At 70.0% G+C, this 15006-nt stretch carries 12 protein-coding genes and 3 pseudogenes; 11 read left to right on the top strand and 4 right to left on the bottom strand.

Annotated features, from left to right (window positions below; all coding sequences use genetic code 11):
- Positions 1–46 precede the first annotated feature (46 nt).
- Genes ssuE through GRC12_RS30880 form a run of 3 tightly spaced genes read left to right on the top strand, consistent with a single transcriptional unit; the run spans position 47 to position 2987 of the window.
- Positions 47–604, top strand: coding sequence for an NADPH-dependent FMN reductase (gene ssuE / locus GRC12_RS30890; protein ID WP_208782839.1), 558 nt, complete (start codon positions 47–49; stop codon positions 602–604).
- Between the two features lie 5 nt (positions 605–609).
- Positions 610–1794 (top strand): SfnB family sulfur acquisition oxidoreductase, encoded by a 1185-nt coding sequence (locus GRC12_RS30885; RefSeq protein WP_208782838.1) that lies wholly within the window; start codon positions 610–612, stop codon positions 1792–1794.
- Positions 1795–1841: 47 nt separating this feature from the next.
- On the top strand, positions 1842–2987 hold the full coding sequence (locus GRC12_RS30880) for an LLM class flavin-dependent oxidoreductase (protein WP_208782837.1): 1146 nt from the start codon (positions 1842–1844) through the stop codon (positions 2985–2987).
- Between the two features lie 386 nt (positions 2988–3373).
- Here the strand turns inward: GRC12_RS30880 and GRC12_RS30875 are convergent.
- Positions 3374–3493, bottom strand: a pseudogene (locus GRC12_RS30875) (IS21-like element helper ATPase IstB); the annotation flags it as partial.
- Between the two features lie 378 nt (positions 3494–3871).
- Positions 3872–4399 (bottom strand): DUF2690 domain-containing protein, encoded by a 528-nt coding sequence (locus tag GRC12_RS30870; protein ID WP_208782836.1) that lies wholly within the window; start codon positions 4397–4399, stop codon positions 3872–3874.
- A gap of 469 nt (positions 4400–4868) precedes the next feature.
- On the opposite strand from GRC12_RS30870, the pseudogene GRC12_RS46990 reads away from it, so the two are divergent.
- The 4 genes and pseudogenes from GRC12_RS46990 to GRC12_RS45895 form a co-directional block, all read left to right on the top strand.
- Positions 4869–5087: pseudogene (locus GRC12_RS46990) on the top strand (helix-turn-helix domain-containing protein); the annotation flags it as partial.
- 324 nt (positions 5088–5411) lie between these two features.
- Positions 5412–6521 carry a hypothetical protein gene (locus GRC12_RS30860; RefSeq protein WP_208782840.1) on the top strand — a complete coding sequence of 370 codons (1110 nt, stop codon included), beginning with the start codon at positions 5412–5414 and terminating at the stop codon, positions 6519–6521.
- 529 nt (positions 6522–7050) lie between these two features.
- Complete coding sequence (locus GRC12_RS30855; protein WP_208782835.1) at positions 7051–8571, top strand: hypothetical protein; 1521 nt, start codon at positions 7051–7053, stop codon at positions 8569–8571.
- Between the two features lie 202 nt (positions 8572–8773).
- Positions 8774–9107: pseudogene (locus tag GRC12_RS45895) on the top strand (FAD-dependent monooxygenase); the annotation flags it as partial.
- 34 nt (positions 9108–9141) lie between these two features.
- Here the strand turns inward: GRC12_RS45895 and GRC12_RS30850 are convergent.
- Complete coding sequence (locus tag GRC12_RS30850) at positions 9142–9645, bottom strand: MarR family winged helix-turn-helix transcriptional regulator (protein ID WP_208782834.1); 504 nt, start codon at positions 9643–9645, stop codon at positions 9142–9144.
- A gap of 132 nt (positions 9646–9777) precedes the next feature.
- On the opposite strand from GRC12_RS30850, the gene GRC12_RS30845 reads away from it, so the two are divergent.
- A complete protein-coding gene (locus GRC12_RS30845) occupies positions 9778–10236 on the top strand; it encodes a DUF6069 family protein (RefSeq protein ID WP_208782833.1) in 459 nt (152 codons plus the stop codon).
- A 342-nt stretch (positions 10237–10578) separates the two neighbouring features.
- On the top strand, positions 10579–11847 hold the full coding sequence (locus GRC12_RS30840) for an MFS transporter (RefSeq protein ID WP_208782832.1): 1269 nt from the start codon (positions 10579–10581) through the stop codon (positions 11845–11847).
- Between the two features lie 56 nt (positions 11848–11903).
- On the opposite strand, the gene GRC12_RS30835 is transcribed toward GRC12_RS30840, so the two are convergent.
- A complete protein-coding gene (locus GRC12_RS30835; protein ID WP_208782831.1) occupies positions 11904–12887 on the bottom strand; it encodes a LysR family transcriptional regulator in 984 nt (327 codons plus the stop codon).
- A 119-nt stretch (positions 12888–13006) separates the two neighbouring features.
- Between GRC12_RS30835 and GRC12_RS30830 the strand changes: the two genes are divergently transcribed.
- Positions 13007–13990 (top strand): fumarylacetoacetate hydrolase family protein, encoded by a 984-nt coding sequence (locus GRC12_RS30830; protein WP_208782830.1) that lies wholly within the window; start codon positions 13007–13009, stop codon positions 13988–13990.
- Positions 13987–14949: a cyclase family protein gene (locus GRC12_RS30825; RefSeq protein ID WP_208782829.1), complete on the top strand. Its 963-nt coding sequence runs from the start codon at positions 13987–13989 to the stop codon at positions 14947–14949. Before GRC12_RS30830 ends, GRC12_RS30825 begins: the two co-directional genes overlap by 4 nt.
- Positions 14950–15006: the final 57 nt, after the last annotated feature.

Genomic DNA, 15006 nt, shown 5'->3' with positions numbered 1-15006 from the left:
CGGCACGACGTCGCCGGGCGCCCCCAGCTTCCAGAAAGAGGCCCGCATGCCCACCGTCCTGTCCGTCTCCGGCAGCCCCTCCGCCTCCTCCCGCACCCACCGCCTGCTGCGCCACCTCGACGGCTGGCTGCGCGCGCAAGGCCACGAAGTGATCCCACTCGACGTGCGCACCATCCCCGCCGAGGCCTTGCTCGGTGCGGACTTCCGCCACCCCGCCATCATCGAGGCCACCGAACTCTTCGACCGCGTCGACGGCGTCGTCGTCGGAACTCCCGTGTACAAGGCGTCGTACTCCGGTGTCCTGAAGGCACTGCTCGACCTGCTTCCGCAGTACGCCCTCACCGGCAAGACCGTGCTGCCGCTCGCCACCGGTGGTTCGATCGCCCACGTCCTGGCCATCGACTACGCTCTTCGCCCGGTCCTCAGCTCCATGGGCGCGTCCCACATCGTGCAGGGCTGGTTCACCCTCGACAAGGACCTCACCGTGCACGAGGACGGCTCCCTGACGGTCACGCCGGCTGCCGGTGAAGCCCTCAGCCAGGTGGTCGCCCAGTTCTCGGCGGCCCTGCGCCGCACCGCACCGGTCCTGACCGCGGCGAGCTGAGCGTCATGTCCGTGCATGTGATCGCCGACGACGCCGAGGCCCTTGCCGCCGCAGCCGCTCTGGCCGACGACTTCCGCGCGGGCGCCTCCAGCAGGGACGCCGAACGCAGGCTCCCGCGTGCGGAGTTGGACACGCTCTCCGCCTCCGGGCTGCTCGCCGTCACCGTCCCCGCCGAACACGGCGGAGCGGACGTCAGCGCGCTGACCCTCGCCGAGATTTTCAGGCTGCTCGCCACCGCCGACGCGAGCCTGGCGCAGATCCCACAGAGCCACTTCGCCTACGTCAACGTGATCCGTCGTCAGGGAGACGCAGAGCAGCAGAAGTTCTTCTTCGCCGAGCTGCTGGCCGGCCGCCGCTTCGGCAACGCCCAGTCGGAGGCCGGCACCAAGCACGTCCAGGACATCCGCACCCGGCTTCAACCGCGGCCGGACGGCTCGTACGTCCTGGACGGCGTCAAGAACTACTGCACCGGCGCCCTGTTCGCCGACTGGATCCCGGTGCTCGCCAGAGCCGAGGACGACAACCTGCACGTCGCGTACGTGCCGCGGGACGCCCCCGGCCTCACGGTGATCGACGACTGGGACGGCCTGGGCCAGCGGACGACCGCCAGCGGAACCGTCCGCCTGGAGGCCGTCCCGGTACCCGCCGACCGGGTCCTGCCCCACCACCTCACCTTCCAGGGCCCGCAACTCCACGGGGCCGTCGCGCAGTTGCTGCACGCCGCCATCGACACCGGGATCGCCTGCGGCGCACTGGCAGAGGCTGCACAGTTCGTACGGACGAAGAGCCGCCCGTGGTTCGAGAGCGGTGCCGAGACGGCGACCGAGGACCCGCTGCTGATCCAGCAGTTCGGCGAACTCGCCCTCCGGGTACGGGCGTGCGAAGCGCTGCTGCGCGAGGCCGCCCGCACGGTCGACGCGGCGCGAGCCGACCTCACCGACGACTCGGCCGCGGAGGCATCCATCGCGGTGGCCGCCGCCAAGGTGGAGGCAGCGAGGGCCGCAGTGGACGTGACGAGTGCGCTCTTCGAGGTCGCCGGCACCCGGTCGGCGCTCAACTCCCTCAATCTCCACAGGCATTGGCGCGACGCCCGCACCCACACCCTGCACGACCCTGCCCGTTGGAAGATCCAGCACATCGGTAGATACGTACTCAACGGCACCCGACCGCCCCGCCACGGCCTGCTCTGAAGGACATCAACGACGGCCGCTCCCCACATCCCTGATCGGAGACCCCTGTGTCCCTCACCTTCCACTGGTTCCTGCCCACCAACGGCGACAGCCGCCACGTCGTCGGCGGGGGCCACGGCACCCCGGCCACCGCCGCCGGACGGGACCGGCCGCCGACGGTCGCCTATCTGAGTCAAATCGCCCGTGCTGCCGAGGACTTGGGCTTCGTCGGCGCGCTGACGCCGACCGGTGCCTGGTGTGAGGACGCGTGGCTGACCACCGCGATGGTCGCCCAGGCGAGTGACCGCCTGAAGTTCCTCGTCGCCTTCCGCCCCGGCTTCGTCTCGCCCACACTCGCCGCCCAGATGGCCTCCACCTTCCAGCGGCAGACCGGCGGACGGCTCCTGCTCAACGTCGTCACCGGCGGCGAGAGCCACGAACAGCGGGCGTACGGGGACTTCCTCGACAAGGACGCCCGGTACCGCCGTACCGGTGAGTTTCTGCAGATCGTGCGGGAGTTGTGGGAGGGCAAGACCGTCGACCTGGCCGGAGAGCACCTGCGGGTAGAGGATGCGAAGCTTGCCCGGGTGCCCGACCCGGTACCGCAGGTGTACTTCGGCGGCTCCTCACCCATCGCCGGCGAGGTCGCCGCCAAGTACGCCGACGTCTACCTCACCTGGGGCGAACCGCCGACGCAGGTCGCGGAGAAGATCGCCTGGATTCGCGGGCTCGCGACGAAGGAAGGGCGCACGCCGCGCTTCGGTATCCGGCTCCATGTCATCACACGCGACACCTCCGAGGAGGCTTGGGCACAAGCGGACCGACTTCTGGCGGGCTTCGATCCGGAGACCGTGCGGTCGGTGCAGGCCGGCCTGGCGCGCAGCGAGTCCGAGGGGCAACGGCGGATGCTCGCTCTGCACGACGGCGGGCGCCGGGACGCGCTGGAGATCCACCCCAATCTGTGGGCCGGTATCGGTCTGGTACGGGGTGGCGCGGGGACCGCGCTGGTCGGCAGTCATGACGAGGTTGCCGAGCGGATCATGGAGTACGCGGCGCTGGGAATCGAGGAGTTCGTGCTGTCCGGGTATCCGCATCTGGAGGAGGCGTACTGGTTCGGTGAGGGCGTGTTGCCACGGCTCGCCGCACGGAACCTGTGGCGGCATCCGGCCGGGAACCAAAAACTGCCTTCGGCTCAGGTGCCGTTCGCGGGTTGATTCCGCACCCGCCAGGAGTGGTCAAGTCTACGGACGTGATGGACGAAGGTGGTCTGGCCCGTGCATGCCCGTGTGGGGCATGACGGTGCCGTCGATCTCGGTCTGCTGAACGCAGCATGCGGGATCTGAGCTCTCACGGGGGAGGCCCTGGGCGCTGAGTCTGGACGACTTCCTCGTCACCCGGCTGGTCGAGCTCGTTGTGCATATGGATGACCTGGCGGTCGGCGTGGACCTCACTGCGCGGATCTGCCGGGTGCGGGCCTCGATCCCGTGGTTGCGCTGCTGACCGGGCTTACCGTCCGGCGTCATGGCCAAGCGGCCCTGCTGCGTGCCCTGACGCGTGCGGAGCGGGCACCAGCTGCGATCAACGTGTTCTGAGCGTTGCATCAGCTCGCGTCAGCCCGTTCGGCCTGGGCTTTGGTGTGGGCGAGGCGGTAGGACTCGGTGCCGGTCTGGATGATGGCGCCGTTGAAGGCCAGCCGGTCGACGCTGGCCGCGCAACGTCGCGCTCGGGCGCCCGTCCGCGCAGCCGGTCAAGAATCTCGGCGATCAGCCCCTGCTCGCGCCGACGCCGCAGGACGCCGGAAACACGGCCCCCTGCGGGGGAGTCCGCGGTCCGCACCCGCCACGAGACCACGGTCCGCAACCATGTAGCGGATCACGTGCAGCAATTGCCGGTGACGGTGGCCCGAGGACGGTCCGTCCCGCCCTCGAAGCCACGTCGGCATCTCCCGGGAATCGCTCGAAACAAGATCCCGTCAGCGACCCGCCAGGAGGCCCTGCCGTCAAGCGCCTCCCGACGGAGGATCACCCGTCAAGGAACCGCCCGACCTGTACGTTTCAGATTCGGCTGAGTTACTGCTGTCAGGTCTGCCCGGAAGGGGTCACGCGACCACGCTGTCCTCCAAGCCCCATCCCTGGTAGTTGTCGGACACCCCGAAGTAGGCCTGGGCAGGTGTCGTCTTCGCGTAGATCATGTTCGACCACGGCGGCTGCGTGCTCCTCGTGCGGTACACGCTGTACTCGTCGCTGCAGTGGCTGCTCGTGTTCACGCCGAGACAGACGGATACCGTCATCAGAGCCGTGCCGTCGGTGGGTGTGTTTCCGTTGGGTACGAACCGGGCCCAGTTGGTGCCGCAGTGGGGCGAGTACCAGTTCTGCATGGTTCCCACACTGCGGTTGTCCGCGGTCAGGAGTTCGGCGTGATTCGCCACGTAGGCGGAGCTGTCCCAGCAACCGGTGTCCTTCGGGTCCCGGTTGTCGCAGACCTTTGCGGCGGGACTCAGGTAGCAGACGCTTCCGGCCGCCGAGGCCGCGGAGGCCGGCGTGGCGGTGGTGAGGCCGCCGAAGACTCCGAGGGCGGCTGTTACCGCGGCCGAGGCCACGGAAATGGTCAGTCCGCGTGAACGCATGGGCATATGAGCTCCCTGTTTCTCGGATTGATGAGGCGCTGTCAGCGTGATGACGTGTGCTGCGCCTCGACAAGGCACGACCGACGGGTCTGAACAACGGCAAACCAATCAATCAACGGGGCCCACCGCCGCCCTGTCCCGCCCCGGTGTTCTCTCAAGCCGGACAAGGGCACAACCGGGACGAGGGTTGTGGAGTCCGCGAATACCGTGCCGATGGACGTCATCGATCAAAGCCGACGAGTGGCACCTCCCCTCACCAACGTGGCGCTCTCCTCAGCGACTTGACGCCGCTCCTCCCGGTCAGGCGTTATGCGGGCGCGGGGGTCCCCCTTCCGGGCCGCGTGACTGTCTCCATGATCCGGCCGCCGGCGCGAACGGCGTAAAGGCGTCTGGACAATGCGCATGTCATACGCGGTGATATAGAGCCCGGCAGTGAGTCGACCATTCACGGTCGGATGAGGGGGGCGATGTGAGCCGACGTGAGACCGCGATCGATCCGACGGCCGGACCGGTCGAACGTTTCGCCTGGGAGCTGCGGCAGCTGCGCGCCGCCGTCGGTGCGCCGGGATACCGTCAACTGGCGGCGAGGGCTCACTACTCGGCTTCGGCACTGTCCACGGCGGCGAGCGGAAAGACACTGCCCACGCGCGAGGTCACGCTGGCTTTCGTAGCCGCGTGCGGCGGGGACGTGGAGGAGTGGGCAGGAAAGTGGGCCGCAACGGCCGCGGAGTTGGCGACGCTCAAGGGCCGCGCCGGGGCGGGCGCGGGTCGTTCCGTCTCCCCGCAGGCGGCAGAGCCCGAGCGGTTCGGCGCGGGACAACAGCACGCACGTCCTCCGTCCGACCGGTCGCCGACCAAGGGCGTCGCCGATTTGGACGCCGCCCCGGCGTCGAGCCGGTCCGGTTCACCGGATGTGCGACCGCGACCGCGGACCGGCCCAGCCGGTGCCGGGGGGCCGGTCTCATCGGCCACGCCCGAACAAACCACCCCGCCAAGATCACGAAGACCGTTCGTGCCCACTGGGCGCAGGTTCCGCTACCGCCTGGTGACGGCCGTCATGGCGGCGGGGGTCTTGATCGCGGCGGTGCTCTTGGCGGCGGCACCCGCTCCGGCGCCGGCGGTGTGGACGGCGACCGCCGGAGACGACTGCCCGCACGACGGCACCAGAGGGGTGACCATGAACCAGGGCGGCGCGGACGGCGGAAGCGGGTGGACGCTGGCCGTCGGCGGCGACTGGACCGGGGACGGCTGCCGGGGCGACTACCGCTACACCGCGGCCAGTGGCGACGACCTGCCGGGCCACGATGGTTTTGTCTGGTGGTTCAGGCCCGGGCGCCTGCGGAGCGGCAGTTGTTCGGTGCGGCTGCACATACCGCAGGCCGGCGCGTGGTACGTCGGCGGCCATCCCGCGTACTACACCGTCCGGTCCGGCGCCGGCGGTACGGTGGTCGGCGCGTTCACCGTCGACCAGGTGCGCCATCACGGCCAGTGGGTCGATGCGGGCCGGTTCCCGCTGACCGGTGGGCAGTTGTCGGTGCGACTGTCGGACCGGGGCCCAACCCGGGACAACGTCGCTGCGGGTGCCCTGTCGGTACGCTGCACCGGCGGCAGGCCGCCGGCTGCCTCGGCGCCCGTCTCGCGCGCGGCGGACAGTCGGGCGCCTGCCGTCACCGTCACCGCCCCGCCGAAGGACAGCTTCGAGGCAGGGGGCGGCAGCGACGACGGATGGAGCCCGCTGTGGGGCGACATCAAGGTCGACGTCACCGATGTGCGTTCCTTCGACGGACGGCACGCCCTGGCCTTGACCGCAACAGGCCGCAAGCAGCACAGCGCCGTGGGCACACCGGACGGGGCCCGCAGCCTGCACACCGGGAGCACCGTCGTCTTCCACCTGTGGACCGACGGCCGGTGCGACGCGGGATCTCTACAGCCCCTGGTCCAGGACGCCGGCTCCGACTACGCCGCCCATCCGGCGGCGGCCGAACGCCCACTGCCGTGCCACCGCGGGTGGACGACGCTTGAGTGGACCGTGCCAGCCGTCCCTTCCGTTCATGCCGTCGGCCTTCAGATCACCACCCGCGGTACGCCGGTACACGTCCTTCTGGACGGCGTCCACTGGTGATCGCGTTGCCCTCGCGCAGAGGGCTCCGTCAACCGGCGGTTGGTCCGACCGGGCCGGGCGGTGTCGCAAGTCGTCCGCCGCAGCGCCCCCATACCGGCGTGGCGAACTGGAAGAAGGGCCGTAGCGACACCGCATTCAGCCTCGGGGCTTCTGCCCGTGCCGACGGCGGTGAATTGCCGTCGTTGAGTGTTCCACGGCAGTTCCGGCGGGACGGCGCACAGTGGTTCGCGCGCCGGGGCTGCAAGCACGTTTCCTGCACGGACAGTGAACAGCGTCGCCCGGGGGCCTGCCCCGCAGCCGGCCGACGTGGCCGCCCGGTATTCACGGGCAGGCACTGCGTCATGTCCGGTGTCGTGATGACCCGGTGTCGTGATGACCACTACACCCTACGATCCCCGGACTCGTCCCACACATTGATGCGTAGTTGATTGATTGTTCGGGATTGCCCGGGTCGGCCTTGCCGCATCGACGCTGCCCCGCCCAGCCTCGATGTCACTTCCATCGCCTCACCGATCCGGGAGGTCCCCTCATGTCCCAGACCCTGACCCGTCATGGGCCCGCGCTGTTGCGGCGGGCCGTCGTCGGCGTCATCGCGGCCGCCGCGTTGGCCGCCACCGCGCTGCTTCCGTTGGCCGTGCCCTATCCCGCCCGCGCCGTCGATGCCGCCGATCAGACCGCCCCAGTCTTCGGCGTCAATATGTCCCTCTTCGACAGTGGTGACCACCTGGCCACCGACTCCGCCACACAGGCGCTGTTCGCGGGATGGGGGACGCCGACCGTCCGCGTGCCGCTGCGCGCGACGTACCCGACCACCAAAGCGGCACTGCAGGACGCGGACTGGCTGACCGCCATGAAGGCCGTCCAGAAGGTCGGTGCCACCCCTGTCGTCATCCTCCGCGGTCCTGGCGGAGGCCGCACCACAGCCGACATCAAGGCCACCGACTCCCACTTGATGGACCTCGTCCACCAGGTGTTCCACGACAGCACCGTCTATCTGGAGTTCGGCAACGAGCCGGACTACGCGGGGGTGGGCGTCGCCGACTACACCGCCGCCTGGAACGCGGTGATCCCCACGTTGAAGGCTCAGTACCCAAACCTCGACTACAGATTCGTCGGGCCGGTCCTTTCCCGCTCCGACGGAACCTCCGCCGACTACATCGCCACCTTCGCGGCGAGCGCGGACCCCGCGCCCGACGCGCTGTCCTGGCACGAGTACGTCTGTGACACCACCGTCAAGGCGGACGGCAGCGGCGGCTGGAACAATCCCGGCTCCCCCGGGGACACCTGCACGACCCATCTGCTCAACTGGCAGAAGCATGTGACGACCATCGAGAACAAGGTCACCTCGGAGCTCGGTCACCCGTTGGACTACTTCATCTCGGAGTGGAACATAGACGCCAGCGACCAGGGGGCGGCCTACACCAGTACGCATGCCCCCGACCTCGCGACGTGGACGAAGGCCGCCGTCAACGAGTTGCGTTCCCTCAGCCCGGCACCGGCAGGCGCCATGATCTACACGGCCACTGATCACGGCAACTTCGGCCTGGTCACCGGCAGCACCACGCTCACCGCGCAGGGCTCCGCGTTCCATGACGCCATGGGAGGTGGTTCTGGCGGCGGCCCGGGCGGTGGCTCTGTGACGGTCGGGTTCGAGGACGGGACGAGCGACAACTGGTCGGGCTTCTACGGCGGCGCCAACCCGGTGGTGACCACGGACGTCGCCTACGAAGGCAGCCACGCCCTGCGTTTCAGCCTCAGCAGCAGTGGTCACAGTGCGGTGGGCACCTCCAACAACCTCGGTGCTGTCAGGACCGGATCGACCGTCACCTATCACGTGTACGCCGCCCAGTCCGCGACCACCGTCACCCCGTTCGTCCGGGACAAGAACTACACCGCCACCATGGCCGGTTCGGTCGTCCTGACCCCAGGACAGTGGACGACCATCACCTGGACCGTGCCGTCCGTGAGCAGCGTCGGCGCCATCGGCCTCGACGCCTCCTCCGGCACCGGCACGGTCACCATCGACGCACTCACCTGGCCGACCCCGTAGAAAGGCGTCGACCCTGCAGCGGCCCCGTTGCCGGACTCGACGAGGGACGAGCCCGGCAACGGCGGCCTCCTGCAGGATGCGCTCGCACACACCACCCTGATCGCCTCTTCAGGACGGCACCGCGAGGAAGTGTGAGCCGGTTCGCTGGTATCGGACGGTGAGGCGGCGGTAGTCGAACAGCCGGGCGATCGACCGCTCGATCGTCGAGCGCACCGACCTCGCTTACGGCGGACCCTGTTGCATCGCCGGTACCTGGTGGAACCTCAGCGGGACGGCGCGAGCCTCGCCCCTGACGTCTACGCCGAGGAGATGCGCCGTCTCGCCGAGCCGTACGGCGGTGCCTGGGACAAGATCGGCGCGTCCATCACCGACCTGGTCGAGGGCTCCTGGCACCGCGGCCGCGTCGTGCTCGTCGGCGATGCCGCACACAGCTGCCCGCCCACTCTCGCCAGGGCGCCGCGACGTCCCTGGAGGACGCCCTGGTCCTGGCGGAACTGCTCGCCGGCCACGACGACTGGGACGACGAACTGCTCACGGCGTAATACGGTGAACGGGGACAGGTTCGCGGAGTCAGCGGCGATGCCACGGCAGGGCCGCCGGGTAGGCGTCCTCCTCGCCGGCCTGCTTGAGGGAGGCGACCACCGTGGCGGTGATGGTGGCGAGTTGCTCCACCTGTTCGGGGCTGAGGGCGTCGAAGACCACCCGGCGTACGGCAGCGACATGGCCGGGGGCGGCCTTGGTCATCAACTCCATGCCGACGTCGGTGAGTTCGGCCAGTTGTCCGCGTCCGTCGGCCGGGTCCTCCCGGCGCCGCACGTAGCCCGACTCCTCCAAGCGGATCACCGCGCGTGTGAGGCGGCTGCGGGTGAACTTCAACTGCTCGGCGAGCAAGGACATCCCCAGGGCGCGATCGGGTGCCACGGACAGGCGGGCCAGGAGATTGTAGTCCGCGTGCGTCATGGCCGTGTCGCGCCGCAACTGCTGATCGAGGTAGTCGTTCAGCAGCGTCGAGCAGTCGAGGTAGTTGATCCAGGCTCGCAGCTCTTCGGGAGCGAGCCACCGGGGGGATGTCATGGTGGCCACCTTAACCGAAGTGTTTGCCTGATCAAACACTTCGGAGTAGGGTCCCGCATGTTTGAGAAATCAAACGCCTGTCTTTCCGGCGCTGCACCCGTGTCGTTCTTGAGTTCTCCGCAGGAGGTCCCCATGCCCGGTTCCGTCCCCGAAGCCGTATCGTCCGGCCCCTCCGCCCCGCCCGCGCCGCGCTCCCGCGGCCTGACCGTGGTCGCGGGGCTTCTCGCCGCGGCTGTCGTGGCCGTCCTCGGAAACGTGGTGGTGGCGTTGCTCGCCCGTGCTGCGGGGGCGTCGAGCGATTTCGCTCCGCTGCACCTCTCCGCGTACGGGCCGCTGACGGTGTTCGGCGTCGTCCTCGGTGCCACGGGCTGGGCGGTCGTCCGTCGTGTCGCCAAGAGCCCGGCGGGGCTGCTGCGGTGGCTGGTGCCCGTGCTCGTGGTCGTGTCGTTCGGGCCCGACCTGTCCCTCCTCGGTGGCGGTACGCCCGGCAGTGGTCCGCTGGCCGTCGCCGCGCTGATGGTGATGCATGTCGTGGTCGCGGTCGTCGCCGTCGCCGCCTATCGGCGCGTCCTGCCGCTGCCTGTCCGCTGACCCTGCCCGGCGTGCGCGACGTGTCGACTGCCGGTGGCCGGCAGCCGGCGGTGTCCCGGAGGCCGCGACGACCGAGCTCCGGGACACCTCTGTTCGCGCGCAGTAACGGTCGGGCACGCCTTCCGTCTGCGCGACGGTTGCCATCCCATCCACAGCGTGGATAACCCGGATACGGGATTCGGATCGCGCAGGGGATGGCACCGGCGCTTCGGCGCCCCCATAGTCGTCGCTACCGCACGCCGCTGTCCGGATGCCGTCGGCGTGCGAGCATCCCCAGCATGCCGTGCGCCGTCGGCGCCCGTGAGGCATGCCCACTCCCTTACACCGCCCCCTGGAGTCGCCATGCCCGGTTCCGTGCCCCCGCCGCCTCACGCGGCGGTCGATGCCACCACTCCGTCAGCCGTCGCCGTCTCGGGCCCGGCCCATCTGCTGCGGGTGACCCTTCTGATGGCGGGCAGCTGTCTGCCGATCCTGGGGGCGGTGCTGATCGCCCCGGTACTGCCGAAGATGCAGGACCACTTCGCGTCGGTCCCGGGGGCCAAGGCGCTGGTGCCCCTCGCGCTGACCGTCCCGGCGCTGGCGCTGGCGCTGCTGGCCCCGTTCGCGGGGGTGATCGTGGACCGGGTGGGCCGCAAGCGCCTGCTGGTCGTGGCGACCGTCCTGTACGCGCTGTTCGGCACGGCACCACTGTGGCTGGAGTCGCTGGGCGGCATCATCGCCAGCCGTGCCCTGGTCGGAGTCGCCGAGGCCGCGATCATGACCTGCTGCACGACTCTGATCGGCGACTACTACAGCGGTCACCGGCGGGTGAAGTACCTCGCCCTGCAGACCATGTGCGCCTCCGCGTCGGCCACCGTCTTCTTCGTGCTCGGCGGCGCCGCCGGATCGGCGGGCTGGCGCGTGCCCTTCTGGGTGTACGCCGTGAGCCTGGCGCTCGCCCCGCTGATGGCAACCGCCCTGCCCAACCCGGCGGCTCGTGCGGACGGCGAGGAGACTCCGGCACTGACGGAGGCCCGCCGCTCGTTCCCGTGGCGGCAGTTGGGCGGTATCTGTGCCCTCACCTTCTTCGGGGCGATCGTCTTCTACACCGTCCCGGTGGAGATGTCGTACCTGCTCGACGACCTCGGGGTGGAGAACACCGGCGTGATCGGACTGGCCACCGCGATCGCTAGTGCAGCGACCGTGGGCGGAGCGGTCACCTTCGCCCGGCTCAAGCGTTCTCCCGACCCGATGCTGCCCGCCGTCTTCGCGGTCTGCGCGGTCGGCTTCGGGGTGATGTTCCTCGCGGGCAATGCCCCGCTGCTGGTCATCGGGGCGGTCGTCAACTGTGTGGGCACCGGCATGCTGCTGCCCGCTCTTCTCACCAGTGCCATGTCCCGCCTGGCGTTCGAGGACCGCGGCCGTGGGACGGGGTTGTGGATGACGGCCTTCTTCGGCGGTGAGTTCATCTGCCCGCTGGTGCTGCTCGCCGGGGAGTCCGCGGTCGGCAGTCTCGCCGGTGCGGTGGGCGTGCTGGGGCTGGCCGCCGCCCTCGTCGCGGCGGGGCTGTGGGCGGCTCGCCGCCGGGTGGGCGCCGTCGATCCCCGGCCGTTGCCGGAGCAGTTGGCCTGAGGGTGTGCGGGAAAAGCACCGAGAGCGCGTCGATCACGGGCTGCCGCCGGGCCCGGTCAGAGCCGGCCCGGCGGCGACCCCGCGCTCTGGTCGACGGGCACGGCCTTCCCTGGGCCCTTGCCGTAGCTGTGGCCGTTGCCCGCCAGTGTCGCGCCCACTTCCGCGGCCTTCTGCCGCAGCCAGATGTGGCCCGCGTCCTGAGTGTGCACGGGGTGCCACCACATCGCCTCCCGCACCGGTACCGCCTCGAAGGGGCAGGGCAGAACGCGCACCGCGGCCGATCGGACCGCCTTGCGTGCCAGGCGCTCCTGGATCATCGCGATCCGGCGGGTGCCCTCGACCATGTGGGGCAGCAGCTGGAACGTCTGCACGGACACCTCCACCTGGGGACTGATCCCTATCATGCTGAGCTGGCGGGCGGCCGGGGCGTCGTAGGGACGCTGGTAGACGGCCCAGGGCAGACGCCCCAGCTGGTCCAGGGTGAGTTCGTCACCGATCTCGGGGTGATCGTCGGCGACCAGGAACAGCCAGCGGTCCTGGTGGAGGTCGACGGCGGGCAAGCCGTCGATGACGCCGTGCGGCATCAGCAGTCCGTCGACGGTGCTCAGCACCGCGGCGGTGTTGTCCACGACGGACGGTGCCGGGTGCTGGAAGGTGAGCCGGATGCCGGGCGCTTCCTCGTGCAGGGTGCGGGCGAGTGCGGCACCGAACACGGCCGCCCCGTAGTCGGAGGCGAGCAGGGTGAACTCACGTGACTCCGCCGCCGGGTCGAAGTCGGCCTGGCTGGAGAAGACCCGCTCCAGCAGGTCGCACGCGGTGGCGCTGCGGTCGCGCAGGGCGGCGCCGAGCGGAGTCAGCTCGTAGGCGTTGCCGGTGCGGGCGAGCAATTCGTCGTCGAAATGGCGGCGCAGCCGGGACAGCGCGGCGCTCATGGCCGGCTGGCTGAGGCCGATGCGCTCGCCGGCCCGGGTGACATTGCGCTCCTCCAGCAGCGCGCGAAGGGCGAGGACCAGATTGAGGTCGAGTCGGGACAGGTTCACCGGCAACCACCTAGCAGCGAGAGTCATCCATGACGTGGATTCGACACATCCACAGGATTAATTTCCGTGATTGGCCGAATGGGGTCAGAGTAGACCCCGATCCCGCAGGAGGAAATCTGATGGCAATGCTCGCGCAACCAGCCGGCCCGTTCGCGCTCGGCACGTTCTCCGCTCAGGACGGGGAGCCGTTTCCCGGCCTCCTGGCCAATGGCCGGGTGCTCGATCTGCGCAGCGCCCTGGACTGGGCGCCGTCGGATCTGCGCGCCATCCTGGAGCGGTGGGAGGTGACCCTCCCCGTCCTGCGCACCCTGGCGGACGACGACTCCCTCGGCCGGCTGCCACTGGAGGACCTGCGCGTGCACGCCCCCATCGAGCCGCGGCAGATCTTCCAGTCCGGCGCCAACTACCGGCAGCACGTGATCGATCTGGAGGTCGCCCACCGTTCCCCCGACGACCCCCGCACCGTCGAGGAGGCACGAGCGGAGATCGCCGCGGTCATGGACCGCCGGGCCGCCGAGGACCTGCCCTACGTGTTCATCGGCCTGCCCAGCGCGATCACGGGCCCCTACGACGACGTGGTCCTGCCCGCCTGGGCCGAACAGCCGGACTGGGAGCTGGAGTTGGCGGCCGTCATCGCCAAGCCCGCCTACCGGGTGACCGTCGAGGACGCCCTGGAATACGTCGCCGGGTACACCATCGCCAACGACCTCACCGACCGCGCCACCGTGTTCCGCCGGGACATGAAGGCCATCGGCACCGACTGGCTGCGCTGCAAGAACGCTCCCGGTTTCACGCCGCTCGGCCCCTGGCTCGTACCTGCGGAGTCGATCGCGGACCCCGGTGACCTGCGGGTCACGCTCAAGCTGAACGGCGAGACCATGCAGGACGAGTCCACCAAGGACATGCTCTTCGGAGTCGCCCGGTTGGTGTCGTACGCCTCGCAGACGGCTCAACTCCTGCCCGGTGACCTGGTGTTGACCGGCAGCCCGGCCGGCAACGGCATCCACTGGGGACGCCTGCTGCGCGACGGCGACGTCATGGAGGGTTCCATCACCGGTCTGGGCGTGCAGCGCACCCGCTGTGTCGCGGAGGGAACGGCATGAGCCTGAACCGCCGCGACCCGGAGGGCGCGATAGCCGAGGCCGCCAAGGCGTACTCCAACTGGGGGCGCTGGGGTGAGGACGACGTGCTCGGCACACTGAACTTCCTCGACGAGGCCAAGCGGCGCGAGGGCGCGGCGCTCGTGCGCCGCGGCGTGAGCTTCTCGCTGTCGCAGCGGTTCGACATGAACGGCCCGCAGAAGGGCTGGCGCCGGCGGACCAACCCGGTGCACACCATGCTCGACACGGGGACCGACGCGGCCCTGGGCAACCAGGGCTTCCCGCACGGCATCGGCGGCGCCGACGACGTGATCGCCATGCCGCTGCAGTGCTCCACCCAGTGGGACGGCCTCGGACACATCTTCGACCACGGATTCGCCTGGAACGGGCGGCGCGCCGACAAGGTGGTCACCTCCGAAGGCGACCTCGTCACCGGCATCGAGCACATGGCGCCGTACGTGGCCGGACGCGGCGTGCTCCTCGACGTCGGCCAAGTCATCGGCACGGACGGCGAACTGCCCGACGGGTTCGCCATCACCGAGGAGCACCTCGAGCAGACCGCTGAGGCCCACGGGGTAACCGTCGGCCGCGGCGACATCGTGCTCGTCCGCACCGGACACCTCGCCCGCGCAAGGCGCGACGGCTGGGGCGACTACGCGGGCGGCCCCGCGCCCGGCCTGTCGTTCACCACCGCCGGCTGGCTGCACGGCACCGAGATCGCCGCCATCGCCACCGACACCTGGGGCTTCGAGGTCAGGCCCAACGAGTTCGAGGGCGCGTTCCAGCCGCTGCACCAGGTCGTCATCCCCAACATGGGCCTGCTGATCGGCGAGATGTGGGACCTCGACGCCCTCGCCGCCGACTGCGCCGAAGACGGCGTGTACGAGTTCTGGCTCACCGCCGCTCCTCTCCCCATCACCGGCGCCGTGGGCTCCCCGGTCAACCCGATCGCCGTCAAGTAACCCGCACCACTGCCGGATGCGCCGTTCCCCGGACAGCAGCGGCGCATCCGGCAGTGG

Source organism: Streptomyces griseorubiginosus (assembly GCF_017614965.1).
GTDB classification, from domain to species: domain Bacteria; phylum Actinomycetota; class Actinomycetes; order Streptomycetales; family Streptomycetaceae; genus Streptomyces; species Streptomyces griseorubiginosus_B.
Note: the sequence above shows the minus strand (reverse complement) of the source record. Positions and strands in the feature narration are given on the sequence as shown.

Excerpts from the sequence above, each read along its gene's own strand:
- ssuE (WP_208782839.1), top strand. The coding sequence starts at position 47 with ATGCCCACCGTCCTGTCCGTCTCCGGCAGCCCCTCCGCCTCCTCCCGC.
- GRC12_RS30885 (WP_208782838.1), top strand. The coding sequence starts at position 610 with ATGTCCGTGCATGTGATCGCCGACGACGCCGAGGCCCTTGCCGCCGCA.
- GRC12_RS30870 (WP_208782836.1), bottom strand. The coding sequence starts at position 4,399 with ATGCGTTCACGCGGACTGACCATTTCCGTGGCCTCGGCCGCGGTAACA.
- GRC12_RS30855 (WP_208782835.1), top strand. The coding sequence starts at position 7,051 with ATGTCCCAGACCCTGACCCGTCATGGGCCCGCGCTGTTGCGGCGGGCC.
- GRC12_RS30850 (WP_208782834.1), bottom strand. The coding sequence starts at position 9,645 with ATGACATCCCCCCGGTGGCTCGCTCCCGAAGAGCTGCGAGCCTGGATC.
- GRC12_RS30845 (WP_208782833.1), top strand. The coding sequence starts at position 9,778 with ATGCCCGGTTCCGTCCCCGAAGCCGTATCGTCCGGCCCCTCCGCCCCG.
- GRC12_RS30840 (WP_208782832.1), top strand. The coding sequence starts at position 10,579 with ATGCCCGGTTCCGTGCCCCCGCCGCCTCACGCGGCGGTCGATGCCACC.
- GRC12_RS30830 (WP_208782830.1), top strand. The coding sequence starts at position 13,007 with ATGGCAATGCTCGCGCAACCAGCCGGCCCGTTCGCGCTCGGCACGTTC.
- GRC12_RS30825 (WP_208782829.1), top strand. The coding sequence starts at position 13,987 with ATGAGCCTGAACCGCCGCGACCCGGAGGGCGCGATAGCCGAGGCCGCC.